At 71.4% G+C, this 23853-nt stretch carries 22 protein-coding genes, 1 tRNA gene and 1 pseudogene; 16 read left to right on the top strand and 8 right to left on the bottom strand.

What is annotated here, in order from left to right; translation table 11 throughout:
• Positions 1-110 precede the first annotated feature (110 nt).
• The gene (locus tag ABEB03_RS02465; protein WP_345640374.1) at positions 111-1394 is read left to right on the top strand and encodes an MFS transporter; all 1284 of its coding nucleotides are present in this window, start codon (positions 111-113) and stop codon (positions 1392-1394) included.
• On the opposite strand, the gene ABEB03_RS02460 is transcribed toward ABEB03_RS02465, so the two are convergent.
• Both ABEB03_RS02460 and ABEB03_RS02455 read right to left on the bottom strand, forming a co-directional pair.
• Positions 1384-2211, bottom strand: a complete 828-nt coding sequence (locus tag ABEB03_RS02460) for a triphosphoribosyl-dephospho-CoA synthase (RefSeq protein ID WP_345640371.1) — start codon at positions 2209-2211, stop codon at positions 1384-1386. The two genes, ABEB03_RS02465 and ABEB03_RS02460, sit on opposite strands and share 11 nt — an antisense overlap.
• Positions 2212-2403: 192 nt before the next feature.
• A complete protein-coding gene (locus ABEB03_RS02455; protein ID WP_345640366.1) occupies positions 2404-2859 on the bottom strand; it encodes an ATP-binding protein in 456 nt (151 codons plus the stop codon).
• 223 nt (positions 2860-3082) lie between these two features.
• Between ABEB03_RS02455 and ABEB03_RS02450 the strand changes: the two genes are divergently transcribed.
• The 9 genes from ABEB03_RS02450 (at position 3083) to ABEB03_RS02410 (ending at position 13362) form a co-directional block, all read left to right on the top strand.
• Positions 3083-3913, top strand: coding sequence for a hypothetical protein (locus ABEB03_RS02450; protein WP_345640363.1), 831 nt, complete (start codon positions 3083-3085; stop codon positions 3911-3913).
• A 109-nt stretch (positions 3914-4022) separates the two neighbouring features.
• Complete coding sequence (locus ABEB03_RS02445; RefSeq protein ID WP_345640361.1) at positions 4023-4766, top strand: YcnI family copper-binding membrane protein; 744 nt, start codon at positions 4023-4025, stop codon at positions 4764-4766.
• A 121-nt stretch (positions 4767-4887) separates the two neighbouring features.
• Complete coding sequence (locus ABEB03_RS02440; RefSeq protein ID WP_345640359.1) at positions 4888-5541, top strand: SCO family protein; 654 nt, start codon at positions 4888-4890, stop codon at positions 5539-5541.
• Positions 5538-6020: a copper chaperone PCu(A)C gene (locus tag ABEB03_RS02435; RefSeq protein ID WP_345640356.1), complete on the top strand. Its 483-nt coding sequence runs from the start codon at positions 5538-5540 to the stop codon at positions 6018-6020. Before ABEB03_RS02440 ends, ABEB03_RS02435 begins: the two co-directional genes overlap by 4 nt.
• A 13-nt stretch (positions 6021-6033) precedes the next feature.
• Complete coding sequence (locus ABEB03_RS02430; protein WP_345640353.1) at positions 6034-8013, top strand: copper resistance CopC/CopD family protein; 1980 nt, start codon at positions 6034-6036, stop codon at positions 8011-8013.
• 8 nt (positions 8014-8021) lie between these two features.
• Positions 8022-9302, top strand: coding sequence for an iron uptake transporter deferrochelatase/peroxidase subunit (efeB, locus tag ABEB03_RS02425; RefSeq protein WP_345640350.1), 1281 nt, complete (start codon positions 8022-8024; stop codon positions 9300-9302).
• Positions 9303-9483: 181 nt separating this feature from the next.
• Positions 9484-10416, top strand: a complete 933-nt coding sequence (gene pheA / locus ABEB03_RS02420) for a prephenate dehydratase (protein ID WP_345640347.1) — start codon at positions 9484-9486, stop codon at positions 10414-10416.
• Between the two features lie 784 nt (positions 10417-11200).
• Positions 11201-12478, top strand: coding sequence for a serine--tRNA ligase (serS, locus tag ABEB03_RS02415; protein WP_345640344.1), 1278 nt, complete (start codon positions 11201-11203; stop codon positions 12476-12478).
• Positions 12479-12582: 104 nt separating this feature from the next.
• Positions 12583-13362, top strand: a complete 780-nt coding sequence (locus ABEB03_RS02410) for an HAD family hydrolase (protein WP_345640617.1) — start codon at positions 12583-12585, stop codon at positions 13360-13362.
• A gap of 118 nt (positions 13363-13480) precedes the next feature.
• Here ABEB03_RS02410 and ABEB03_RS02405 read toward each other — a convergent pair.
• The 6 genes from ABEB03_RS02405 to ABEB03_RS02380 all read right to left on the bottom strand — a co-directional run bounded on the left by ABEB03_RS02405 (position 13481) and on the right by ABEB03_RS02380 (position 17770).
• Positions 13481-13565: transfer RNA gene (locus tag ABEB03_RS02405), tRNA-Ser, on the bottom strand.
• 322 nt (positions 13566-13887) lie between these two features.
• Positions 13888-14121, bottom strand: a complete 234-nt coding sequence (locus tag ABEB03_RS02400) for an SGM_3592 family protein (protein WP_028804039.1) — start codon at positions 14119-14121, stop codon at positions 13888-13890.
• 153 nt (positions 14122-14274) lie between these two features.
• Positions 14275-14994: an ABC transporter permease gene (locus ABEB03_RS02395; RefSeq protein WP_028804040.1), complete on the bottom strand. Its 720-nt coding sequence runs from the start codon at positions 14992-14994 to the stop codon at positions 14275-14277.
• 10 nt (positions 14995-15004) lie between these two features.
• Positions 15005-15916 carry an ABC transporter ATP-binding protein gene (locus ABEB03_RS02390; RefSeq protein ID WP_345640340.1) on the bottom strand — a complete coding sequence of 304 codons (912 nt, stop codon included), beginning with the start codon at positions 15914-15916 and terminating at the stop codon, positions 15005-15007.
• Positions 15913-16818: an ABC transporter permease subunit gene (locus tag ABEB03_RS02385; RefSeq protein ID WP_345640337.1), complete on the bottom strand. Its 906-nt coding sequence runs from the start codon at positions 16816-16818 to the stop codon at positions 15913-15915. The genes ABEB03_RS02390 and ABEB03_RS02385 overlap by 4 nt, the downstream gene beginning before the upstream one ends.
• Positions 16808-17770 carry an ABC transporter ATP-binding protein gene (locus ABEB03_RS02380; protein WP_345640616.1) on the bottom strand — a complete coding sequence of 321 codons (963 nt, stop codon included), beginning with the start codon at positions 17768-17770 and terminating at the stop codon, positions 16808-16810. Before ABEB03_RS02380 ends, ABEB03_RS02385 begins: the two co-directional genes overlap by 11 nt.
• Positions 17771-18063: 293 nt before the next feature.
• Between ABEB03_RS02380 and ABEB03_RS02375 the strand changes: the two genes are divergently transcribed.
• The 6 genes and pseudogenes from ABEB03_RS02375 to ABEB03_RS02350 all read left to right on the top strand — a co-directional run bounded on the left by ABEB03_RS02375 (position 18064) and on the right by ABEB03_RS02350 (position 23848).
• Positions 18064-18927, top strand: coding sequence for a M24 family metallopeptidase (locus ABEB03_RS02375; protein ID WP_345640333.1), 864 nt, complete (start codon positions 18064-18066; stop codon positions 18925-18927).
• Positions 18924-20693: an SDR family oxidoreductase gene (locus ABEB03_RS02370; RefSeq protein ID WP_345640329.1), complete on the top strand. Its 1770-nt coding sequence runs from the start codon at positions 18924-18926 to the stop codon at positions 20691-20693. Before ABEB03_RS02375 ends, ABEB03_RS02370 begins: the two co-directional genes overlap by 4 nt.
• 128 nt (positions 20694-20821) lie before the next feature.
• Positions 20822-21019 (top strand): annotated as a pseudogene (locus ABEB03_RS02365) (metal-dependent hydrolase); the annotation flags it as partial.
• 45 nt (positions 21020-21064) lie between these two features.
• Positions 21065-22009, top strand: a complete 945-nt coding sequence (locus ABEB03_RS02360) for a MerR family transcriptional regulator (RefSeq protein ID WP_345640326.1) — start codon at positions 21065-21067, stop codon at positions 22007-22009.
• A gap of 240 nt (positions 22010-22249) precedes the next feature.
• On the top strand, positions 22250-22798 hold the full coding sequence (locus ABEB03_RS02355) for an RNA 2'-phosphotransferase (protein ID WP_345640323.1): 549 nt from the start codon (positions 22250-22252) through the stop codon (positions 22796-22798).
• 147 nt (positions 22799-22945) lie between these two features.
• Entirely contained in the window at positions 22946-23848 is a 903-nt protein-coding gene (locus ABEB03_RS02350) for an LLM class flavin-dependent oxidoreductase (protein ID WP_345640320.1), read from the top strand.
• Positions 23849-23853 lie beyond the last annotated feature (5 nt).

The raw sequence follows: 23853 nt of genomic DNA, 5'->3' as shown, positions 1-23853 counted from the left end.
GAGAGGTCTCCGGCGTGGGCCGTGCCGGTTGCCGGTCGTCGAATTGGGCCAACAAGAGGCGTGCTGATTGGAGCTGCCCGGGGAGCCAATACGTCCGTAGCGTCAGTGGCATGACGAACCAGGCAGCCGCGGCGCACGCGACGTCACCCCGTCTCCTCCCACCCGTGGGCCCGCAGCGCGTGCTCGCCCTCGCCCAGCTGGCCAACTCCGTGGGCGACGGCGCCTATTACGTGACCTCCGCCCTCTACTTCACGCACGTCGTCGGTCTCGCCCCCGCGCACGTGGGACTGGGGCTGACCGTCGCCTGGGCCGTCGGTTCACTGGTGGGCGTGCCGCTCGGCCGGCTCGCCGACCGGCGCGGGCCGCGCGGCACGGCGGCGCTGCTGGCCCTGGCGACGGCGACGGCGGTGGCGTCCTTCCTGGTCGTCCGCGGCTTCGTCCCCTTCGTCCTCGCGGCGTGCGCGTACGCGTCCGCGCAGTCGGGGCTCGCGGCGGCCCGGCAGGCGCTGCTCGCGGGGCTGGTGCCGGCCGGGCGGCGCACCGGACTGCTCGCGCACCTCCAGTCGACGCTGAACGCCGGTCTGGCGGTGGGCGCGGGCCTCGGCGGACTCGCGCTGCACACCGGGACGCGGGCCGCCTACTCCGGGGTGTTCGCGCTGGACGCGACGAGCTTCCTGCTGTGCGCCGGACTGCTGCTGCGCCTGCCTCCGGTGCAGCCGGTGACCGTGCGACGTGGTCACCGGCTCGGTGTCCTGCGCGACCGCCCCTATGTGCTGGTGACGTTCCTCAACACCGTGCTGCTGCTGCGGATGCCGCTGCTCAGCCTCGGCGTCCCGCTGTGGATCACCGAGCGCACCGAGGCGCCCGCCTGGCTGGTCTCCGCGCTGTTCGTGCTCAACACGGGCGTGGTGATGGTCTTCCAGGTGCGGATGGCGCGGGGCGTCACGGGCCGCACGGCCGCCACGCGCGCGATCCGCCGGTCCGGACTCGTGATGCTGGCGTCCTGCGCGGTGTTCGCCCTGTCGTCCGGGGCCTCCCCGTGGGTCGCGGCCGGCATCCTCGTGGCGGGCGCCCTCCTTCAGGTCTTCGCCGAGATGCAGCAGTCGGCGGGCTCCTGGCAACTGGCCTTCGACCTCGCCCCGGCCGACCGCATGGGCGAGTACCAGGGCTTCTTCGGCACCGGTGTCACGGTGGCCCGCACGATGGGTCCGCTCGTCCTGACGGCCCTGCTGGTGGGCTGGGGAACGCCCGGATGGCTGCTGCTCGGCGGACTGATCGCCGGGGCGTCGTACGCGATGGGGCCCGCGGCACGCTCCCGAGTCGCGCAGGACCTGGCGCCGGACCCACGCTCCGATCCGGCCGCGGACCGGCGCGGCGTCCCGGTCACGCCCTGACGGTCACGGGCAGCGAGTCCACGAACAAGGCACCCGCGAGGAGCGCTCCACTGCCTCGCGGGCTCCACGCGCGCGCGTGCAGGTCGCCGTCGAAGGCTGCCAGGGCCGCACGGCCCGCCTCCGTGGACGTACCGCCCGCGTCCAGCACCGCGCGGGCCCCCGTCTGGACGTGCCGCAGGCCGTGGGGTCCGGCGGTGTGCAGCAGCTCCGTGTCCTGGAGCGTGCACATGACGGTGAGGAGGGCGTCCAGCCGGGCGCAGGATTCCGGCGCACCGGCCGAACGGGTGGCGGCGAGCGCGTCCAACGCCCGGCGGACGTGCGGGAATCCGGCGCGTGCCTCGCCCCGTGCGCCGGCCGCCCCGTACGTCGCGGAGACGGTCGATCCCCGGGAGGGCCGCCGCGGTGCCCGCCGGTCGGTGTGCGCCGCGATCCGCTTGGCCGCCGCCGTGACCTCCGTCCCGGTGGCGCCGGGTTCCAGGGCGGCTGCCGCGACGAGCAGCCCGAGCGCCCACAGGGCGCCCCGGTGTCCGCCGCCGGCCAGAGCCACCGAGTGCTCCGTGGACCGGCCGATCGCGCCCAGTTCCGCGCGAAGTCCGGGGGTGGCACGGCCGGTGCGGCGTGCGGCGGCCGCCATCGCCGCGAGGCCGGGTGCCAGGGCCTTGGCCGACCAGCGCAGCGAGCGGTGGTCCTGCCGGGTGGCTCGGGCGCGCAGATCGCGCGGGTCGGGCAGTCCGGGCTTGGGCGCCAGCTCCAGCTGTCGCGTCAGCGCCATCACCGCGGCCTCGGCGAGCGTCTCGTCCTGGCGGCTTCCCCTCATGCCGGGAATCTAGAAACGCCGGCCGTCAGGGACCTGGGGGAGGGCTGTGACCGCGCTGTGGACTTCGGGACCTCCCGGGCCGGACGGGCCCCTGAGAAGCCCGGGCCGGACGGGCCCCTGCGAAGCCCGGCAGGGGGATGCGTCACAAGTGCGGGGCGTTCGCTCGGACGCCCCGCTCCTCCGCGCCCAGCGCTACGCCGTCAGCAAAGAGGGGTCCTTCTTCCACTTGAGGATCTTGTCGAAGCTGACGACGGCGCCGCCCCTGCCGGGGCTGCTGTCGATCTGGACGTGGTCCGCGAGTTCATGGATCAGGCACAGCCCCCGCCCGTGCTCGCTGTCGCCGCGCGCCGGACGGATCGGAGGACGGGCACGGCCGCCGGGGAAACCCGGGCCCGAGTCGGCGACTTCGATGCGGCACCGCTCGCCGTCGAGGTAGGCGGTCACCCGGTAGGCCTCGGAGGAGGGGCCGTTCGCGGTGCCGCCACCGTGCTCGACGGCATTGGCACAGGCCTCGGTGAGGGCGACGGAGAGGTCGTACGAGATGTCCGGGTCGACTCCCGCGCTCTCCATCGTGCCGAGCAGCAGGCGTCTCGCGAGCGGAACGCTCGCAGCTTCGCGCCGCAGATGGAGTGACCACCAGATGCTCATGCTCCAGCCTCCCGGCCGCGGCTCGACATACCGTTACGTATTGCCGCAAGCACGCGCACGCAATCGCCTGCCCGAGGTGATGCCGCCCATACGGCGGATGCGCGGGTGCCGAGCATCGGTGTATGTGCACCCAAGGCCCCGCACAAGGTGACCTAACGGTCGAACACCACCTAGCGGACCTGCCGTACGGGACGAGCCGGGCCAGTGGGATGATGAGCCCGCCATGACTGCCCCCCACAAGCGCTCGGCACGCTCCGGACTCGACCTCCGGATGCTCAGGGCCGCGGTGTTCGCCGCGGTCTGCGTCGCGCTGGCCGCGGCCGGTCATGGTCTCGCCTCCTGTGCCTCGGTCCCCCTGTGGACACTCGGGGCCGGCTTCCTCGCGGTCTTCGCGGTCGCCGCCGCGCTGGCGGGACGCGAGCGGTCGCTCCCGGGCATCGCCGCGGTCCTCGCGGCCGGACAGACCGCGCTGCACACGCTGTTCGGACTCGGCCAGCACAGCGGCGCGACGTCCACGGACGCCATGTCGGGCATGCCCATGTCCGACGCCTCGCTCGTCGAGCGGGCCGCGCGCCTCGTGTGCGGCACGGCCGCGGCGGCGATCAGTCCGGCACAGGCGCAGCGGATCCTCGCCGAGGCGCGGATCGACACGGGCACGACGACCGGCATGAGCCCGTCCATGCACCATCCGGCGGACGCCATGGCGGCCGCGGCCGGCTCATCGATGTCGGTCCTGCCCTCCCTGCCGATGCTGCTCGGCCACGTCCTCGCGGCCGTCGCCGCGGGATGGGTGCTGCGCCGCGGGGACTTGGCGCTGCTGCGTCTCATGCGGCTGTCCGCCCACGGGGTCGCGGAGACGGCACTCGTACGGTCCCTGCGGTCCGCGTTCGCGCTGGTACGCGCCCTGCGCGCGGGTCTTCCGGGAGCGCCCGACGCGGTCCGCGCACCGCGCACCGCGCTGCTCGCGCCCCTGGAGCCGCAGGCGAGCGCACTCCAGCACACCGTCGTCCGGCGCGGACCGCCGTCCTCCACCGCGCTCGTCCTCGCCGCCTGACACGACGCGTCACTCCGCCAAGGGGCCACGCCGTCGTGCGGCACGCGCGCGTGCCCGTCGCGCACGCGCACCCCTTTGCCAACGGACTGAAAGTGGAGTGTCCCCTGCTATGAAGCCTTCCCGTATCGCCGCCGCCGCTGCCCTCGCCGCCTCGGCCGTCCTCACCCTGTCGGTCCCCGCCTTCGCGCACGTCAGCGTTCAGCCCGAGGGCACGGCCGCCAAGGGCGACTACGCGGTCGTGAACTTCAAGGTCCCCAACGAGCGCGACAACGCCTCGACCACCAAGCTCGAGGTCACCTTCCCGGCCGACCACCCGCTCGCCTCGGTCATGCCGCAGAAGCTGGACGGCTGGGACGTGAAGGTCACCAAGTCCAAGCTGGACAAGCCGCTGACCGTGCACGGCCAAAAGATCGACGAGGCCGTCACCAAGGTCACCTGGACCGCCACCGGCAAGGGCGTCGAGCCGGGCTTCTTCCAGAAGTTCCCGCTCTCGATCGGCGCGCTGCCCGAGGACACCGACGAACTGGTCTTCAAGGCCGTCCAGACGTACTCCAACAAGGAGGTCGTGCGCTGGATCGAGCCGCAGCAGGAAGGCCAGGAGGAGCCCGAGAACCCGGCCCCGGTGCTCGCGCTCTCCGCCGCGTCCGAGGGCGGTCACCACGGCTCCGCCGACGCCGAGGACGCCTCCGACGCGTCGCACTCGTCCGACGCGAAGGCGGAGTCCGAGAAGACCACCGAGGCGTCGTCCGACAGCAGCGACACCACCGCGCGCGTGCTCGGCATCGTCGGCATCGTCGTCGGCGTGGCGGGCGTGGGGTACGGCGTGCTCGCCGGCCGCCGCCGCGCCGCCTGAGGCAGCGCGCGGTACCGAGGCTCATCCCTTCGGTGCGCACCGGGACGTCGTACGACCTGGGCTTCGGGCCCCGTACGACCCCCGGTGCGCGCCGGAGCGCACACATCTGGGACATTTTTCTATGCGCAAGAAGACGTATGCCGTGGCCGCCCTGTTCGCCGCCGCCACCCTGACCCTCTCCGCCTGCGGCAGCGGCGACGACGGCAACAAGCCCGTCGCCGACGTGTCCGCCGAGACCGGCTCCGCCAAGGCGGCGACGATCCTCGACAAGCCGTTCGAGAAGCCGGACCTCGTGCTCACCGACACGCACGGCAAGAAGTACGACCTGCGCGCCCTGACCAAGGGCCGGCCGACGCTCGTGTACTTCGGCTACACGCACTGCCCCGACGTCTGCCCGCTGACGATGAACAATCTGGCCGTCGCCAAGAAGCAGCTGCCCAAGGCCGAACAGGACAAGCTCCGCGTCGTCTTCGTCACCACCGATCCGGGCCGCGACACCCCCGCCGCCCTCGGTACCTGGCTCAAGGGCATCGACTCCGACTTCGTCGGCCTCACCGGCGACTTCGCCACGATCCAGGCCGGCGCGCGCACTCTGGGCATCTCCATCGAGCCGACGTCGAAGGACAAGAACGGCAAGCTCGTCTCCGTGCACGGCACCCAGGTCGTCGCGTTCTCGCCGAAGACCGACGGCGGCTACGTGCTGTACGGCGAGGACGCCACCGTGGACGACTACACCAAGGACCTGCCCAAGCTCATCAAGGGGGAGAACCCGTGAGCCGTCCCGGCCGGGTCCCGCGTCCGCTCGCCGTGTGCGCGGTCCTCGTGGCCACCACGGCCGCACTCGCGGGCTGCGGCTCGGACGACGGCGGTTCCTCGGCGGGCAGGCCCGCGCTGAAGGTCACCGGCGCCTACATGCCCGCCCCGAGCATGGCGACCATGGCGGCCGGCTTCTTCACCGTCAGCAACACCGGTGGCGCCGACACCCTGACCTCGGTCACCAGCAGCCTGTCGGCCGACGTCACACTGCACTCCACGCAGGGCGGGGCGATGGAGGAGGAGAAGTCGTTCGCCGTGCCCGCGAAGGGCACGCTGAACTTCGCGAGCGGCGGCAACCACCTCATGTTCGAGAAGCTCACCCGCAAGCCGGAGCAGGGCGAGAGCGTGGCCGTGGAACTCCACTTCGCCAAATCCGGCACAGTGAAGATATCCATGCCGGTGAAGTCCGCGACGTACACACCGAAGACCGGGCACTGAGGGAGCGACCACCTTGACGCAGACCATCGCCCCCCGTTTCCGGACCCTCCTGCTGCTGTTCCTCGCCGTCACCGGCGCGCTCCTGGCCGGGGCCGCGCCTGCCTCCGCGCACGCCGCGCTGACCGGGAGCGACCCGAAGCAGGGGTCGGTGGTCGACCAGGCGCCCACCCAGGTGTCGCTCACCTTCTCCGAGAAGGTCGCGCTGTCCGACGGTTCGCTCCGCGTGCTCGACCCCAAGGGCAAGCGGGTCGACACCGGCCGGGCGGCCAACCTGAGCGGCACCACGTACGGCGTGAAGCTGCACTCGGGACTGCCCGACGGCACCTTCACCGTCACCTACCAGGTGGTGTCCGAGGACAGCCACCCCGTCTCCGGCGCCTTCACCTTCTCCGTCGGCGCGCCCTCGCAGACCTCCGTCGCCCTGTCCGACCAGGGCGCGGGCGGCGGAACCGTCGGCGTGCTCTACGGCATCGCGCGCTACGTCTCCTACGCGGGCTTCGTTCTCCTGGTCGGCGGAGCCGCCTTCGTGCTGACCTGCTGGCAGCGCGGTGCCGGCGTCCGGCCGGTCCAGCGGCTCGTCGTCACCGGCTGGCTCGCCCTCACCGGCGCCACGCTCGCGCTGCTGCTCCTGCGCGGCTCGTACGTCGGCTCCGGCAAGATCGGCGACATCTTCGATCTGAGCCTGCTGGGTCAGGTGCTCCAGACCAAGTCGGGCGCGGCCCTGGTGTCCCGGCTGCTGCTGCTCGCCGCCGCGGCGCTGTTCATCGCGGTGCTCTTCGGGGCGTACGTCAAGCGGGACGAGCCCGAGGCCCCGGCGTCCGACGGGACCGACGGGACCGACGGAGGCGACGACGAGGCCACCGTGGCGGCCGCCCGGGCCGCCGAGGCCGCGGACCGAGCCGCCGAGAAGAAGGACCTCACCTTCGGCCTCGCGATCGGCGGCACCGTCGTCGCGGCGGGCCTGGCCGCGACCTGGGCGATGGCCGAGCACGCGTCGACCGGCCTCCAGCCCGGTATCGCGATGCCCGTCGATGTACTGCACCTGCTGGCCGTCGCCGCATGGCTCGGCGGGCTGTCGGCCCTGCTGACGGCACTGTTCAGGGCTCCGGCCGAGGACGCGATCGAGACGGCGGCCGTGCGCCGCTTCTCCCGCCTCGCGTTCGGCGCCGTCGTGACCCTGGTCGCCACCGGGATCTACCAGTCGTGGCGCCAGCTCGGTTCCTGGTCCGCGTTCACCGGCACGAGGTACGGCCAACTGCTGCTCGTCAAGATCGCTCTGGTGGCGGTCCTCGTCGGCATCGCATGGATCTCACGCCGCTGGACCGGCCGTCTGTCCGAGGCGCCGGCCTCGGAGGAACGAGGCTCCGCGGCCGAGGACGTGGCCGAACAGCGCGAGGAGACCCGGGAGACGGTCCCGGCGGACTCCCGGCGTGCCGCGCAGCTCGCCCGGCAGCGGGCGGCCGTGGCCACCGCGCGCGACAAGCGCCTCCGTGACGCCGATCCGCACCGCTCGGGTCTGCGTCGCTCGGTGCTCGCGGAGGCGGGTGTCGCCGTCGTCCTGCTCGCGGTCACGACCGTGCTGACCTCCACCGAGCCCGGGCGTACGGAGGAGGCGGCCCAGCAGGCCACCGCTTCCGCGTCCCAGCGCTCGGGCCCGCTGTCCCTGAAGATCCCGTTCGACACCGGCGGCGAGGACGGCAAGGGCACCGTGGAGCTCACCCTCGACCCGGCCCGCGTCGGCGGCAACGAGATGCACGTCTTCGTGGTGCGGCCCAACGGCAAGGCCTTCGACGTCCCCGAGGTGAAGGTCGCCTTCACCCTCGCCGCGAAGGACATCGGCCCGCTGCCCGTGACCCCCGACCGCATCGCCACCGGACACTGGTCGGCGAGCGGAGTGCAGATCCCCATGGCGGGCGACTGGAAGATCGCGGTGACCGTGCGCACCTCCGACATCGACCAGGCGACCGTGAACAAGAACGCGCAGATCGGCTGAACCCCACCATGTCCGACCAGTCCACTCCCGACGCCGTCTCCTCCCCCGAGGCCGCCACCAAGGGCGGCTTCTCACGACGTCAGCTGCTCGGCACCGCCGGCGCCACCGGTCTCGCCCTGGGCGCGGCCGGGGGCGCCGCCGGATGCGCGGCCGCTCCGAACGACGAGAACGGCGCGCCGACCGCGCCGCTGACCTCGGTCGGCTCGGACGCGGTGATGTTTCACGGGAAACACCAGCCGGGCATCACGACCGCCCTCCAGGCACGCGGCCACCTCGTCGCCTTCGACCTGGCGGCGGGCGCGGGCCGCAAGGAGGCCGCCGCGCTGCTCCGCCGCTGGTCGGCGACCGCCCAGCGGCTGATGGCGGGCGAGCCTGCCGCCCAGGACGACACGGATGTCGCACGCGACGCCGGCCCCTCCTCCCTGACGGTCACCTTCGGCTTCGGCCACAGCTTCTTCGCACGTACGGGCCTGGAGAAGCAGCGTCCGGTGGCGCTCGACCCGCTGCCCGACTTCTCCTCCGACCACCTCGACAAGGCGCGCAGCAACGGCGATCTGTGGGTGCAGATCGGAGCGAACGACGCCCTGGTCGCCTTTCACGCCCTGCGCGCCGTCCAGAAGGACGCGGGCAGCGCGGCCCGGGTGCGCTGGCAGATGAACGGCTTCAACCGCTCGCCCGGCGCGACCGGCCGTCCCATGACGGCTCGCAACCTGATGGGGCAGATCGACGGCACCCGCAACCCGAAGCCGTCCGAGTCCGACTTCGACCGGCGCGTCTTCGTGCCCGGCGCGGGCGAGCCGGCCTGGATGGCGAACGGCTCCTATGCCGTCGTCCGCCGTATCCGCATGCTCCTCGACGACTGGGAGAAGCTCTCTCCCACGGCCCAGGAGGACGTCATAGGGCGGAAGAAGGCCACCGGCGCCCCGCTCAGCGGCGGCACCGAGACCACGCCGATGGACCTGGACAAGACCGACACCGACGGCAATCTCGTCGTGCCGATCAACGCGCACGCCAGGATCACCCGGCCCGACCAGAACGGCGGTGCCGCGATGCTGCGCCGCCCGTTCTCCTTCCACGACGGCATCGACACGGACGGGGTGCCCGACGCGGGCCTGCTCTTCGTCTGCTGGCAGGCCGATCCGCTGCGCGGCTTCGTGCCCGTCCAGCGCAAGCTCGACCGCGGTGACGCGCTCTCCACCTTCGTCCGCCACGAGTCGAGCGGCCTGTTCGCGGTGCCCGGCGGGGCGGCGACGGGCGAGTACGTGGGGCAGCGCCTGCTGGAGGGCTGACCTCCCCGGCGGGCCCCCGGATCGCCCCTGGGAGTCCCGGATCACCCCTGGGTGCGGCCGATCACCCCTGGGGCGGCTGGTCACCTCCAGAGGCGTCCGATCACCTCGTAGCCGGTCACGCCTGGGGGTCCCGTTTCCCCACGCGTCGTCCCCGTTGTTCGAGGCCCATTAGGGTGAGGTCATGCCAGCCAGCTACGCGTATCTCGGTCCCGAAGGCACCTTCACCGAAGTCGCCCTGCGCACGCTCCCGGAGGCTGCCACCCGGGAACTGGTCCCGGTGGTGTCGGTTCCCGCCGCGCTGGACGCCGTCCGCAACGGCGAGGCCGAGGCCGCCTTCGTCCCGATCGAGAACTCGGTGGAGGGCGGCATCACCACGACCCTCGACGAGCTGGTCGCGGGCGCCCCGCTGATGATCTACCGCGAGGTGCTGCTGTCGATCACCTTCGCCCTGCTGGTCAGGCCCGGCACGAAGCTGTCGGAGATCAAGACGGTCACCGCGCACCCCGCCGCACAGCCACAGGTACGCAACTGGCTCAGGACGCACCTGCCCGACGCCCTGTGGGAGTCCGCCGCGTCGAACGCCGACGGCGCGCGCCTGGTCCAGGAAGGCAGGTACGACGCGGCCTTCGCGGGCGAGTTCGCGGCGGCCAAGTACGGCCTGGAGCCGCTGGAGACCGGCATCCACGACGCGGAGAACGCGCAGACCCGCTTCGTGCTGGTGGGCAGGCCCGCCCGGCCCGCCGCACCGACCGGCGCGGACAAGACGTCCGTGGTCATCTGGCAGCGCGACGACCACCCCGGCGCCCTGCTGGAGCTCCTCCAGGAGTTCGCGGTGCGCGGCGTCAACCTGATGCTGCTGCAGTCCCGGCCGACCGGTGAGGGCATCGGCAACTACTGCTTCGCCATCGACGCCGAGGGCCACATCTCCGACCGGCGGGTGGGGGAGGCGCTGATGGGGCTCAAGCGGGTCTGCCCGCAGGTGCGCTTCCTCGGTTCGTACCCCCGGGCGGAAGTCGACCCCAAGGACGTACGCGCGCCACGGGCCGGGACCTCGGACAGCGAATTCTCCGCCGCTTCCGACTGGCTGGCGCGCTGCCAGGACGGCCGCTTCTGAAAGGGGCCGTTCCGCGGGCGGCCGGGGCTGAGAGCGCAAGTTCGGGCCAGGGCGGGCAAAGGCGGTGGGCCGATGCCGGGAATCGAATGGACGGACCGTGCCCGAACACGCCGTGAACAGTCCGTGCGGCTCATTTCCACCGGTTCGGCACGCGGGAGCCGACCACCCCTGGCCGGCGGCTCGTCCCCGACGGCCTGCCCGCTCCCGGCGTCATCCCTGTCCACCGGCCCGTGCACCTTTGATCACTGGTCCTACCTGCAGATTTTCGTCATCCACAGATGTTATCCACAGGCGCGCTTCTCGACCTGGGGACAAGTCGACAACGAAATACTGCATCGTCGACAAATCGGCCTACAGGCCCCAACTTCTTCCACAGCCCCGCACGTCACCCTTCGTCCACCCTTTTCCATTGATCAACTCTATGGAGCGAATCATTTACACCCGAAAGTGCGTGTACGCAGGGTTTGAGCCGGGAATTCCTCAAGCCGTGTCCACCCCTCGGAATGATCATTTCCGAAGTCCACAGATCTTCCGCACAGCCTGTGGATAACTCTGGAGGGCTGTGGATTCCTGTGGACAACCAGGCACCAAGTCCCTGTCGCCACAAGGAAATCCGGTCAACCGACGAGCCGCCACCTGCCCCCTTTCAGGGAGTACGACCCTTTTCCTTGACGCCGGCTCATGATCAAAAGATTCAGTCCGGCATTCCCCTCATAACGTCACAGAACCGGCGGACCGGAATATCGAGTCGTTGGCCGGAACCGCGCACCGGTAGCCTTGAGGGGTGATTGACCTTCGCCTGCTCCGTGAGGACCCCGACCGTGTTCGCGCCTCCCAGCGCGCCCGTGGAGAGGACGTCGCCCTCGTCGACTCCCTCCTCTCCGCCGACGAGCGGCGCAGGTCGTCCGGCGTCCGCTTCGACGAGCTGCGTTCCGAGCAGAAGGCGCTCGGCAAGCTGATCCCCAAGGCCTCCCCCGACGAGCGCGCCGAGCTGCTGAAGAAGGCCGAGCAGCTCAAGGCCGACGTCAAGGCGGCGGACGTCGAGCAGCACGAGGCCGACGAGGAGGCCAAGCGGCTCCTCCTCCAGCTGGGCAACCTGGTGCACCCCGACGTCCCGGTCGGCGGCGAGGAGGACTTCGTCGTCCTGGAGACGCACGGCACCATCCGCGACTTCGGTGCCGAGGGCTTCGAGCCCAAGGACCACCTGGAGCTCGGTGAGGCGCTGGGCGCCATCGACGTCGAGCGCGGCGCCAAGGTGTCCGGCTCGCGCTTCTACTACCTGACCGGCGTCGGCGCGCTCCTGGAGCTCGCCCTCGTCAACGCGGCGATCGCGCAGGCCACCGAGGCCGGCTTCACCCCGATGCTGACGCCCGCGCTGGTCCGCCCGCGCGCCATGGAGGGCACCGGCTTCCTCGGCCAGGCCGCGGAGAACGTGTACCACTTGGAGAAGGACGACTACTACCTGGTCGGCACCTCCGAGGTCCCGCTCGCGGCGTATCACATGGACGAGATCCTCGACGCCGACAAGCTGCCGCTGCGCTACGCCGGCTTCTCGCCGTGCTTCCGCCGCGAGGCCGGCACCTACGGCAAGGACACCCGCGGCATCTTCCGCGTGCACCAGTTCGACAAGGTCGAGATGTTCTCGTACGTCGCCCCGGAGGACGCGGAGAACGAGCACAAGCGCCTCCTGGACTGGGAGAAGCAGTGGCTGACCGGTCTTGAGCTGCCGTTCCAGGTCATCGACGTGGCGTCGGGCGACCTGGGCGCGTCCGCGTCCCGCAAGTTCGACTGCGAGGCGTGGATCCCCACGCAGGGCAAGTACCGCGAGCTGACCTCGGCGTCGAACTGCGACGGCTTCCAGGCCCGCCGCCTGTCCGTCCGCATGCGCGACGGCAAGAAGGTCCAGCCGCTCGCCACGCTCAACGGCACGCTGTGCGCCGTCCCCCGCACGATCGTCGCGATCCTGGAGAACCACCAGCTCGCCGACGGCTCCGTCCGGGTGCCGGAAGTGCTGCGCCCGTACCTGGGCGGCCGCGAGGTCCTGGAGCCGATCTCCAAGTGACCGGCACATCTGGAGCGACCGGTTCGACCGCGCCGCACGGCTCGACCGCGCCGCGGGCGTCGCACGAGCAGGACGGACCGAGCGGGTCGTTCCCGTACAAGCTCGTGGCGACCGACCTCGACGGCACGCTGCTGCGTGCCGACGAGACGGTCTCCCGGCGCACGCGTGAGGCGCTCGCCGCGGTGACCGCGGCGGGCGCGGCCCACATCGTCGTCACCGGACGTGCGGTGCCCTGGACCCGGCACATCCTCGACGACCTCGGCTACGAGGGCCTCGCGGTGTGCGGCCAGGGCGCGCAGGTGTACGACGCGGGGGAGCGCCGGCTGCTCACGTCGGTGACGCTGGACCGGCAGCTGGCCGGTCTGGCGCTCGCCAAGATCGAGGCGGAGGTCGGGCCGCTCCTGCTGGCCGCGAGCCGCGACGGGCTCGACGGCGAGGTCGTCGTCGGCCCCGGCTACCGGGTGCAGGACGGCCCGCTGACGACCGTGCCGATCAGGGACGCGGCGGACCTCTGGTCGGCTCCCCTGAACAAGGTGTACATCCAGCATCCGACGCTCTCCGACGACGAGCTCGCCGCCGTCGGCACGCAGGTCGCGGGCGGCCTGGTGGGCGTCACGATGGCGGGTGCGGGGATAGTGGAACTGCTGCCCCTCGGCCTCTCCAAGGCGACCGGGCTGTCCCTGGCGGCCCGCCGGCTCGGCATGAAGGCGGCCGACACGATCGCCTTCGGCGACATGCCCAACGACATTCCGATGTTCGCCTGGGCGGCGCACGGGGTGGCCATGTCCAACGCCCACGACGATCTCAAGGCCGTCGCGGACGAGGTGACGTCCTCGAACGAGGAGGACGGCATCGCGGTGGTCCTGGAACGCCTGCTGGGCTAGACCCGGCCTCGGTCCGGTCCCGGCTCCCTCCTGGCGCGGTGGGGGCGGGGTCCGCGCCACGGAGCCATGGGCTGCGCGGCGGGGTGGGCGCTCGCGGCCGTCGGCCGGTGCGTTCTTGCGGAGGGTGCGCGGATCGAACGCGCGCGGGGACGACCCCGACCACGGCTTAGCAAGCCGGTGCCTTACCTCTCGGCCAATCCTCCGGGTGGGCGGCCCGCGCGTGACGCGCGCTCGAAGCGGCCGCCCCGGGCAGCCCCCCGTGCGGGGTGGGTTCGACGGAGGGGTAACTACTCCGGAACCCGCCGCGGGCTGCCCTGTCGGGAGCTCGACGAACTGCTCCTGATGAACATCGTCGCGCTCCTCTCCCAGAACATGGCGCCGGCTCGATGCGGCGGCGTGGACACAACTACTGTGCCCCGGAGCCGATTTGGACGCCACCGAATAAATACGGGGCTCGCACGCAGTGCCGGTTCAGGGCTCCTGTCCCGGTGGCGCCCCGGACGCGGCGGCCCTCGGAAGCCGCGGTCAGCGGCGGCGCCATCTGCGCCGGCGCGCCTTGCTGAAGAACCATCCCGCGGGCGGCTCGTCGGACCGCCAGGGCTGCGGGTCGGGCCCTCCCTGGCGCCAGCGGGCGGCCAGCATACGGGCGCGGGCCGAGGGCTCGGCCGTATCCGCGGACCGTATGAAGTCCTCGTCCAGGACGAGGTCGTCCCAGACGTCCCCGGGTTCCCCGTCGCCTTTCAGTTCCTCAGCGGACATCCCCGTCCTCCTAGCAACGCATCCCCTCGGCCCAGTGTGCCCGGGCACAGGTGAAGCCGATGTCAAGAAAAGGCCGCCCGGTGAACGGGCGGCCGCGGCGGGGTTCCACGCGCGCGTGCACCGTGACGGCCGGCACGCGCGCGTGGAACCCGCTCACTCCTCGCCGGCCAGCGTCAGCGACCGCAGCCGCTGTCCCGCGTACCAGGTGGCCAGCACGGTGACCGCGATCAGCAGCACCGTCGCGGTGGGCAGTCCCACGTCGGAGGTGACGAGGTCGCCGCCGGTGACCTTGTGGCCCACGGCGAGTGCCCACTGCTGGACGCTCAGCGTGCGCGCGCCGGACACCAGCGACCCGAAGAGGGCCTCCCAGACGAGGGCGTAGACGAGTCCGAAGACCACCGCGTGCCGGGTCACGGTCCCCAGGAGCAGGAACAGGGCGGCGTACGCGATCGAGGCGACCAGCGCGGCGACGGTGTAGGCGACGGCGATCTGCTGGCCGTTGCCGTTCAGGATCAGGCCCGCGATGAAGGTCGGCACCGCCGAGAACGCCATGGTGACGGCGATGGCGACGATCAGTTTGGTGAAGATGATCGTGGGCCGCTTGAGGGGCTTGGCCAGCAGATACACCACCGAACCGTCGTCGATCTCGGGGCCGATCGCGCCGGTGCCCGCGATGACGCCGATGATCGGCACCATCGTCGCGAGCGCGAAACCGCCGAGCACGTCCGAGGCCACCTGGTCGTCGGCGCCGGTGAAGCCGCGCACGGCGGCGGAGATCACGATGAGCAGGACGGGCAGGGCGCACAGGATCAGGGCCCTGCGCCGGCCGAGCAGGCCACGGTAGGTGAGCCGGGCGACTGTGGGGTCGTACATCTTCGGCCTCCTACGCCGCGACGAGATACGAGAAGACGGACTCGAGGGACTCGTCGGACGGCGAGACCGTGAGCAGCCGGATGCCGTGCTCACGCGCGACGCGCGGGAGCAGGGCGGTGAACCGGCCGAAGTCGACCGCCTGGATGCGCAACGCACCCTCGGCCAGGTCGACTTCGATGCCCGACGTCGACGGGTCGGCGATCAGTGCAGCGGCGAGCGCCCGGTCGTCGCTGGACCGGATCAGATAGCGGTGCGGGCGGTCGGTCATCAGGCGGCGGATGCGCCGGAAGTCGCCGCTCGCCGCGTGCCGTCCGGCGACGATCACCTCGATGTGCGCGGCGAGTTGCTCGACCTCTTCGAGGATGTGGGACGAGAAGAGCACCGTGCGGCCCTCGTCCCCCATGCGCCGCAGCAGGTCCATGAGCTGCATGCGCTGACGCGGGTCCATGCCGTTGAACGGCTCGTCGAGCAGCAGCAGCGACGGGTCGTGGACGAGGGCGGACGCCATCTTCACGCGCTGTCGCATGCCCTTGGAGTACGTCGAGATCTTGCGGTCCTGCGCGTACTCCATCTCGACCGTGGCGAGCGCGCGCTGGGCGGCCTTGTCGCCGAGGCCGTGCAACTCGGCGTTGGCGACGACGAATTCGCGGCCGGTGAGGAAGTCGTACATCGCCTCGCGCTCGGGGACGATGCCGATGTGCCGGTAGATCCGTTCGTTGCGCCAGACCTGCTCGCCGTCGAGGGTGACGGTGCCCGTGGAGGGGGCCAGGAAGCCGCCCATCATGTTGATGAGGGTGGACTTCCCCGCGCCGTTCGGGCCGAGCAGACCGGTGACTCCGGGGCCGATCGTCATCGTGATGTCGTTGACCGCCACCACGTTGCCGAACCAGCGTGAGACGTGGTCGATGTTGAGCGTGGTCACAGCCCGACCTTTCGGTAGCGGCGCATCAGGAGGCCGTAGCAGCCGGCGATGAGCCCCAGGACGACGATGAGGTAGACGAGGCCCTGCCCGGACGAGGGTCCTTCCCCTCCGGGGAAGGCGGAGGTGGCGCCCAGGAAGGCGGTCTGCACCCCGTCGATCAGCGTGATCGGCGAGAAGAGGCCGAGCCACGGGACGGCTCCGGTGCTGGACTGCTCGAAGGCGATGGCCTGGACGGTGGACACCGCCCCGTAGGAGATGGTCAGGGCGGCGATGACGGCCGCGATGCCGAAGCCGCGGCGCGGTGTGACCGCGGAGATCACCAGGCCGATCCCGGCGAAGAGCAGCGACAGCAGCGTCACGGAGACCAGCCCCTGTGCGAATCCCTCGGTCTGGTCGGCGAAGTCCAGCTTCGCCAGCAGCGCTCCCACGTAGAGCACGATCAGCGGCGCGGCGGTGAGGACGAACAGCGCCGAGGCCAGCGCCGCGTACTTGGCCCGCACGTAGTCCGCGGTCTCGATGGGGCGCGAGAAGTAGAGCGGAACGGTCTTGAAACGCAGGTCGCGCGAGACGGCCTGCGGTCCCTGCGAGGCCACGTACAGACCGATCACGGCCTGCATGATGATCGCGTATCGCGTGTAGTCGACGGGCAGGTCCTTCGCCTTGGTGGCGACCGCGACCGCCACCATGATCAGGGCGGGGACGCACATCACGACGAACAGGAGCATCGGCAGCACCTTGGACTTGACCGAGCGGCCGAGTCCGTAGGCACCGCGCAGGGACTGCGAGTACAGCGAGCGACGGGCGTACGCGCGGCCCAGGCGCGGTCCGTCGTAGTTGCGGTAGCCGATGTTGTGGATCCGGGTCTGCTCGGCCTCCCGGGCCGTGGGCTGCTCAACCGCCATGGCCGACCGCCTCCTTCCGCTGCTCGTCGCTGTCCTTGAAGACCTCCGCGATGTGGTGCCGGCGCTGCTCCATGCGGACCAGGCCGAGGCCGAGGTCGGCGACGACGTCGCGGACGAGGTCGTACGTCTCCTCGCCCTCGGCGGTCAGCAGCAGGATGTGCCCGGCGCCCGGCAGGCCGCTGCCGTCGTGGGTCTCGATCCCGCGCGCGTGCAGCGCGTCGCGCACCGCGCGGGTGCCGTCCGGGTGCTCGTCGGTGTCGGTGACCTCGATGGCGAGGGTCGTGGTGGTCTGGGTGAAGTCCGTGGTGGAGCTGGACCGCAGCAGCTTGCCGCCGTCGACGACGACGACGTGGTCGCAGGTGCGCTCCAGCTCGCCCAGAAGGTGCGAGGTGACCAGGACCGAGATGCCGAAGTCGGTGTGGATCCGGCGGATCAGACCGAGCATGTCGTCGCGGCCTACCGGGTCGAGGCCGTTGGTCGGCTCGTCGAGGAAGACCAGCTGGGGGTCGTGGACGAGGGCCTGCGCGAGCTTCACGCGCTGCTTCATGCCCGTCGAGTAGCCGCCGATGGGGCGGTAGCGCTCCTCGTACAGGCCGACGTGGCGCAGGGTGTCCGCGGTGCGCTCGCGGGCCGCGGCCGGCGGCAGGCCGGACATGCGCGCCATGTGGACGACGAACTCGGTGGCCGAGACGTCGGGCGGCAGGCAGTCGTGCTCGGGCATGTACCCGACCCGCTCGCGGATGGCGGCGCCCTTGGTGGCGACGTCGAGTCCGAGCACTTCGGCGCGGCCCTCGGTGGCGGGGGACAGACCCAGCAGGATCTTGATCAGTGTGGACTTGCCGGCTCCATTGGCTCCGACGAGTCCGGTCACACCGGGCCCGACGTCCACGGAGAGCCGGTCAAGCGCGGTCACCCGGGGGAACCGCTTGCTCAGGCTTTCGGTCGCGATCACAGTCACGTTTCGAAGGTAGTGGCGCACGCCACAGCGGTCGTCAGACCACGGAGCTGGATCCGCGTCAGACTCCAGTCGTACGGGCCCGTAGGGGTCCCCCTCAGGTCGAATGCCGTCCGTCGCCGCGCCCCGGCCGGGCCGCCCGTCCGGGGGTGCCGGTCGTCCACAACGGACCGGTTGTCCACAGGTGCCGCACCCGGCTATTGACGCAGCCTCTAACTACTGTCACATTCGCCAGTGTCAAGTTACGGACACGTACCGCGGTCAGCGTGGACAGGGTGTGGGGCGGTGGCATGACGACGGCAGTGGCAGGCGAACTCTCCGCGGGGCTGCGCGGGTTCGAAGAGGAACTGCGCGGGTTCAAAGAGGTGCAGCGCCTCGCGTACGAGTGCGCGGAGGCGGTCGCGGCGCAGCTGAAGCCCGGTGTGACGGAGCGCGAGGCGGCACGCATGCAGCGCGACTGGCTGCGCGGGCGCGGGGTGCGGGACTGGTTCCACCTGCCCTTCGCCTGGTTCGGCGACCGCACCGCGTTCGTCGGCTTCCGCGTCCCGCTCCAGTTCTTCCCGACCAACCGGCGGCTGGAGCCGGGGATGCCCTTCATCCTCGACATGGCACCGGTCCACAAGGGCTTCACCGCCGACATCGGCTACTCGGGCTCCCTGGGCCCGAACCCCCTCCAGGACAAGCTGCTCGCCGACCTGGAGGCGCACCGCGAGCTCATCCTGCGCGAGGTGCGCGAGCGCCGCACACTGCGCGAGATCTACGAGGACGTGGACCGGCTCATGGTCCGCCAGGGGTACGCCAACCGGCACCGCGCGTACCCCTTCGGTGTGATCGCGCACAAGGTGGACCGGGTGAGGGAGCGTCCCTGGTCTCCTCGTCTGTTCGGGTTCGGCACCCAGTCCCTGAAGGGCCTGGCGGGCGACGCCCTGCGCGGGCACCGGGACGGCTGGTCGCCGCTGTGGTCGCCGTACCGCTTCTCCGACCATCCGCCGCAGCCCGGGCTGTGGGCGGTCGAACCCCACCTCGGATTCCGGGGCACGGGCGCGAAGTTCGAGGAGATCCTGGTCGTCACCGAATCCAAGGACCCCGAGGCGAGCGCCTTCTGGCTGGACGACGATCTGCCGCACGTGCGGCGCTGGGCGGAGGACAAGTGAGTCTCGAAGGTGCACGCGAGCGCTGGGTGCGGACGGGCGGGATCGAGCTGTGCGTCGCCGAGCTGGGCGACGACCGGCAGCCCACGGTGGTGCTCGTGCACGGATATCCGGACTCCAAGGAGGTGTGGTCCGAGGTCGCCACAAGACTGGCCGACCGCTTCCACGTCGTGCTGTACGACGTGCGCGGGCACGGCAGGTCGTCGGCGCCGCAGCCGTTGCGCGGCGGGTTCACCCTGGAGAAGCTGACGGACGACTTCCTCGCGGTCGTGGACGCGGTGAGCCCGGACCGTCCGGTGCACCTGGTGGGGCACGACTGGGGCTCGGTGCAGTCCTGGGAGTTCGTCACGGTCGCACGCACCGAGGGCCGGATCGCGTCCTTCACCTCGATGTCCGGTCCTTCCCTGGACCACTTCGGGCACTGGATCAAGCAGCGCGTGAGCCGGCCCACCCCCCGCCGGGTCGGCCAGCTCCTCGGCCAGGGCGCCAAGTCCTGGTACGTGTACATGCTGCACACTCCCGCCCTGCCCGAGCTGGCCTGGCGCGGCCCCCTCGGCAAGCGCTGGCCGAAGATGCTCGAGCGGTTCGAGAAGGTGCCCGCGGGCGACTACCCGACCTCGTCGCTGCCCTCGGACGCGGCGCACGGCGCATGGCTGTACCGCGACAACGTACGGCCACGGCTGAGCAGGCCGCGCGCCGACGCGTACGCCCACGCGCCCGTGCAGCTGATCACGCCCCTGGGCGACGCGTTCCTCTCCGAGCGGCTCTACGACGACCTGGAGGAATGGGCACCCCGACTGCTGCGCCGCACACTCCCCGCCAAGCACTGGGTTCCGCGCACGCGGCCGGACCAGCTGACCGCCTGGATCACCGAGTTCGTGACGGCCAACGAAGGCCGGGAGGCCGGACTGCCCGCGCAGGACACGGCGGCCACCGGCAAGTACGCGGACCGGTTCGGGGGCCAGCTCGTCCTGGTCACCGGCGCGGGCAGTGGCATCGGACGGGCCACCGCCTTCGCGTTCGCCGAAGCCGGCGCGCGCGTGGTGGCCGTCGACCGGGACGCGGAGAGCGCCGCCCGCACAGCGGAGATGTCCCGGCTGATCGGCTCCCCCGAGGCCTGGGCGGAGACGGTCGACGTCTCCGACGAGCAGGCCATGGAGAAACTCGCCGAGAAGGTCGCCACGGAGTACGGCGTGGTGGACGTCCTGGTGAACAACGCCGGGATCGGGCTCTCCGGCTCCTTCTTCGACACGACGTCGGAGGACTGGAAGAAGGTCCTCGACGTCAATCTGTGGGGTGTGATCCACGGCTGCCGGCTCTTCGGGAAGCAGATGGCCGAGCGCGGCCAGGGCGGCCACATCGTCAACACCGCCTCGGCCGCGGCGTACCAGCCCTCGAAGGCCCTGCCCGCCTACAGCACCTCCAAGGCGGCCGTCCTGATGCTCAGCGAGTGCCTGCGCGCGGAGCTGGCCGGGCAGGGGATCGGCGTCTCGGCGGTCTGCCCCGGCTTCGTCAACACGAACATCACCTCGACCGCCCGTTTCGCCGGCGTCGACGCGGCGGAGGAGAAGCGGCGGCAGAAGAGGTCCGCCCGGCTGTACGGCCTGCGCAACTATCCGCCGGAGAAGGTCGCCGACGCGATCCTGCGCGCCGTCGTCCGCAACCAGGCCGTCGTCCCCGTCACCCCGGAGGCGCGCGGCGCCCACCTCATGTCCCGGTTCACCCCGAAGGCGCTGCGCGCGATCGCCCGGCTGGAGCCACCGCTGTGAGCTCACCGGAGCCCGCGGGAGTCCCCGGGCGCGATGCGATCGCGCCCGGCCGGGTCCTGACGGACGTCAAGGGGTTCACGGGTCGAGAGGCGACACGCGGCGTGCAGCACGCGTACGTCCTCGATCATCTCGCCGCGCACAACAGAGCCGTGTGCCAGGGGCTGTTGACCACGTGGAGGGAGCTCGGCGCGGCCGTACCGCGCTGTCCGCGGCGGTCGTACCATCCGTCCCGGGAGGGGTCACTGCGCCGGGCCGTCGAGTACCTGGCACTTTCGCCGGCGGCACGGACGGCAGCCGCGGCGATCGGGCGTGCGGCGACCGCGTAGCGACCGCCGGGCGGCTTCGCCGGGCGACGCGGAAGGGCAGGGAGCGTGAGCGACGAAGCGGCCGGTGCCGCGTACCGGATCGAGGATCTGGCACACCTCAGCGGTGCCACGGTCCGGACGATCCGCGCCTATCAGGACCGCGGCCTGCTCCCCCGCCCCGAGCGGCGGGGCCGCGCCAACGTGTACGCGGACACACATCTGGCCCGGCTGCGGCAGATCGCCGACCTCCTCGACCGCGGCTACACGCTGGCGTCCATCAAGGAGCTGCTGGAGGCCTGGGACACCGGCCGGGGCCTCGGCGGGGTCCTCGGTCTGGTCGCCGAGGTCGACGGGCCGTGGACCGACGAGGAGGCCGCGCGGATCTCGCGTGCCGAGCTGGACGAGCGGTTCGGCGGAAGCCCGGACGACGCGGCGGTGGCCGAGGCCGTGGAGCTGGGGGTGCTGGAGCGCATTCCCGGCGACGAGGACACGTTCCTCGTCCCGAGTCCCCAAGAGCTGGGCGTGGCGGTGGAGTTGCACGCGGCGGGCGTCCCGCTGTCCGCGATCTCAGGCCATCTGCGGGAGTTGAGGGTTCAGGTCGAACATATAGCGGACCGTTTCCTGGAGTTCACGACCGAGCACGTCTTCGCCCGCTATCTGGGAGAGCACCCGCCGACGGACGCGGAGGCGGCCGAGGCGGCCTCTCTCGTACGACGGCTGCGGCCTCTGGCGCAGCAGACGGTCGACGCCGAACTGGCCAGGGCCATGCGCCTGTTCGCGCACCGTCACCTGCGCGAGCAGTTGGGCGCCGGGCAGCCCCGGGATCGAGCCGACGAGGTGCGTTCTGTGGAGATCCCCGCGGCGACAATGCGGGCCGTGGCCAGCCTGGTTGGTCCGTCGCAGGTGGCCGCCTTCGTCACTGCCGCGGCTGAACGCGAGGTCCAGGCACGTGCCTTGGACCACCTGGCAGCAAATCATGCCAAGCACGGCATGATTGACCAATCCCCCTAAATCCTCGTCCCGTTGTCCACAGAATCTCCAAATCCCCTGTGGATAACCGGACTTGGTTGTGGATCAAACCTCCGGACCAAAATCAAATGCGTGATCAGCGTCTCGCCAGGCACGCTGGTGAACCCGACGGCACGAAGAACGGGTGGCGTACTGCTCGACCGACGCGAGCCGCGCACCCCCGCGAACGAGGACCGGACGGAACATAGAACAAAGAGATCGAACGACAAGATGGATGTACGTATGGATGAAAGACGCACCGTAAAGGTGTCGAAGTACCTCTCGAAACACCTGCGGCACCAGCCCGAGCGGATCGGGCTGACGCTCGGCGAGGGCGGCTGGGTCGAGATCGACACGCTGATCGCCGCGGCGGCCGCCCACGGCTTCCGCGTCACGCGCGAGGAACTGGACCACGTCGTCGCCACGAACGACAAGCGGCGCTTCGCCGTCGAGGGCACCCGGATCCGCGCCAGCCAGGGCCACTCCGTGGAGGTCGACCTCGGACTGCCTCCGGCGACCCCTCCGGCGTACCTCTACCACGGGACCGTGGCATCCAGCCTGGGCGCGATCCGTGCCGAGGGCCTCAAGCCCATGAACCGGCACGACGTGCACCTCTCGCCCGACCGGGAGACCGCGACCCGTGTCGGTGCCCGCCGCGGCCGGCCGGTCGTCCTCTCCGTGGACGCCGCCGCCATGCACCGCGACGGCCACGTCTTCCACGTCAGCGCGAACGGCGTCTGGCTGACCCAGGCCGTACCCCCGCGCTACCTGCGCTTTCCGGCCCCGCGCTGACACCGCCGGTCGCCGCGGGGCAGCCGTGCCCCCGGTGACCCGCCGACCCCGCAGACCGCCCGGGACAACCGCGCCCGCGGTCCGTGCACCCCGTGGCCGATCATGAGGTGGCCACGACCACCTCCCGGTTCCGCTTACGCTCGAAGCATGAGTCTGCGCCTCAGCACCGTGATCCTCCCGTACGTCCGCTGGCACGAGGGCGGGCGTTCCGCCTGGCAGCGCGCGGAGCAGCTCGGCTTCCACACCGCTTTCACCTACGACCACCTGTCGTGGCGGAGCTTCCGCGACGGCCCCTGGTTCGGCGCCGTGCCGACGCTCACCGCCGCGGCCGCCGTCACCGACCGCATCCGCCTCGGCACGCTCGTTACCTCGCCGAACTTCCGGCACCCGGTGACCCTCGCCAAGGAACTCGTCTCCCTCGACGACATCTCGAACGGCCGGATCACCCTGGGCATCGGCGCGGGCGGCACCGGCTTCGACGCGACGGCGCTCGGCCAGGACCCGTGGACCCCGCGTGAGCGCGCCGACCGCTTCGGCGAGTTCGTGCCGCTGCTGGACCGCCTGCTCACCGAGGAGTCCGTCTCGTACGGCGGCGACTTCTACTCCGCCCACGAGGCGGTCAACATCCCGGGCTGTGTGCAGCGCCCCCGGCTGCCCTTCGCCGTGGCCGCCACGGGCCCGCGCGGGCTGAAGCTCGCCGCCCGGCACGGGCAGGCCTGGGTGACGACCGGCGACCCGAAGCTCTACGAGACGGGCACCCCCGAACAGTCGGTTCAGGCCATTCGCCGGCAGGCCGACAAGCTGGCCGACGCCTGCGCCGAGATCGGCCGGGACGTGTCCGAGCTCGACAAGATCCTGCTCACCGGGTTCACCCCGGACAAGGGCCGTCCCCTGGAGTCCCTCGACGCGTTCGTCGACTTCGCCGGCCGGCACGCGGAGCTGGGCTTCACCGAGATCGTGATCCACTGGCCGATCCCCGACTCGGTCTTCGCCACCGACGTGAAGGTCTTCGAGCAGATCGCCATGGAGGCCCTCGCCCAGCTGCCGTGAGGGCG

The sequence above is a fragment of the Streptomyces siamensis genome (genome assembly GCF_039543605.1).
Lineage (GTDB): Bacteria > Actinomycetota > Actinomycetes > Streptomycetales > Streptomycetaceae > Streptomyces > Streptomyces siamensis.
Note: the sequence above shows the minus strand (reverse complement) of the source record. Positions and strands in the feature narration are given on the sequence as shown.

Coding starts and splice junctions, on each gene's coding strand:
- ABEB03_RS02375 (WP_345640333.1), top strand. CDS start 18,064: ATGACGACGGCAGTGGCAGGCGAACTCTCCGCGGGGCTGCGCGGGTTC.
- ABEB03_RS02455 (WP_345640366.1), bottom strand. CDS start 2,859: ATGAGCATCTGGTGGTCACTCCATCTGCGGCGCGAAGCTGCGAGCGTT.
- ABEB03_RS02355 (WP_345640323.1), top strand. CDS start 22,250: ATGGATGAAAGACGCACCGTAAAGGTGTCGAAGTACCTCTCGAAACAC.
- pheA (WP_345640347.1), top strand. CDS start 9,484: ATGCCAGCCAGCTACGCGTATCTCGGTCCCGAAGGCACCTTCACCGAA.
- ABEB03_RS02395 (WP_028804040.1), bottom strand. CDS start 14,994: ATGTACGACCCCACAGTCGCCCGGCTCACCTACCGTGGCCTGCTCGGC.
- efeB (WP_345640350.1), top strand. CDS start 8,022: ATGTCCGACCAGTCCACTCCCGACGCCGTCTCCTCCCCCGAGGCCGCC.
- ABEB03_RS02400 (WP_028804039.1), bottom strand. CDS start 14,121: ATGTCCGCTGAGGAACTGAAAGGCGACGGGGAACCCGGGGACGTCTGG.
- ABEB03_RS02465 (WP_345640374.1), top strand. CDS start 111: ATGACGAACCAGGCAGCCGCGGCGCACGCGACGTCACCCCGTCTCCTC.
- ABEB03_RS02350 (WP_345640320.1), top strand. CDS start 22,946: ATGAGTCTGCGCCTCAGCACCGTGATCCTCCCGTACGTCCGCTGGCAC.
- ABEB03_RS02450 (WP_345640363.1), top strand. CDS start 3,083: ATGACTGCCCCCCACAAGCGCTCGGCACGCTCCGGACTCGACCTCCGG.
- ABEB03_RS02460 (WP_345640371.1), bottom strand. CDS start 2,211: ATGAGGGGAAGCCGCCAGGACGAGACGCTCGCCGAGGCCGCGGTGATG.
- ABEB03_RS02445 (WP_345640361.1), top strand. CDS start 4,023: ATGAAGCCTTCCCGTATCGCCGCCGCCGCTGCCCTCGCCGCCTCGGCC.
- ABEB03_RS02440 (WP_345640359.1), top strand. CDS start 4,888: ATGCGCAAGAAGACGTATGCCGTGGCCGCCCTGTTCGCCGCCGCCACC.
- ABEB03_RS02385 (WP_345640337.1), bottom strand. CDS start 16,818: ATGGCGGTTGAGCAGCCCACGGCCCGGGAGGCCGAGCAGACCCGGATC.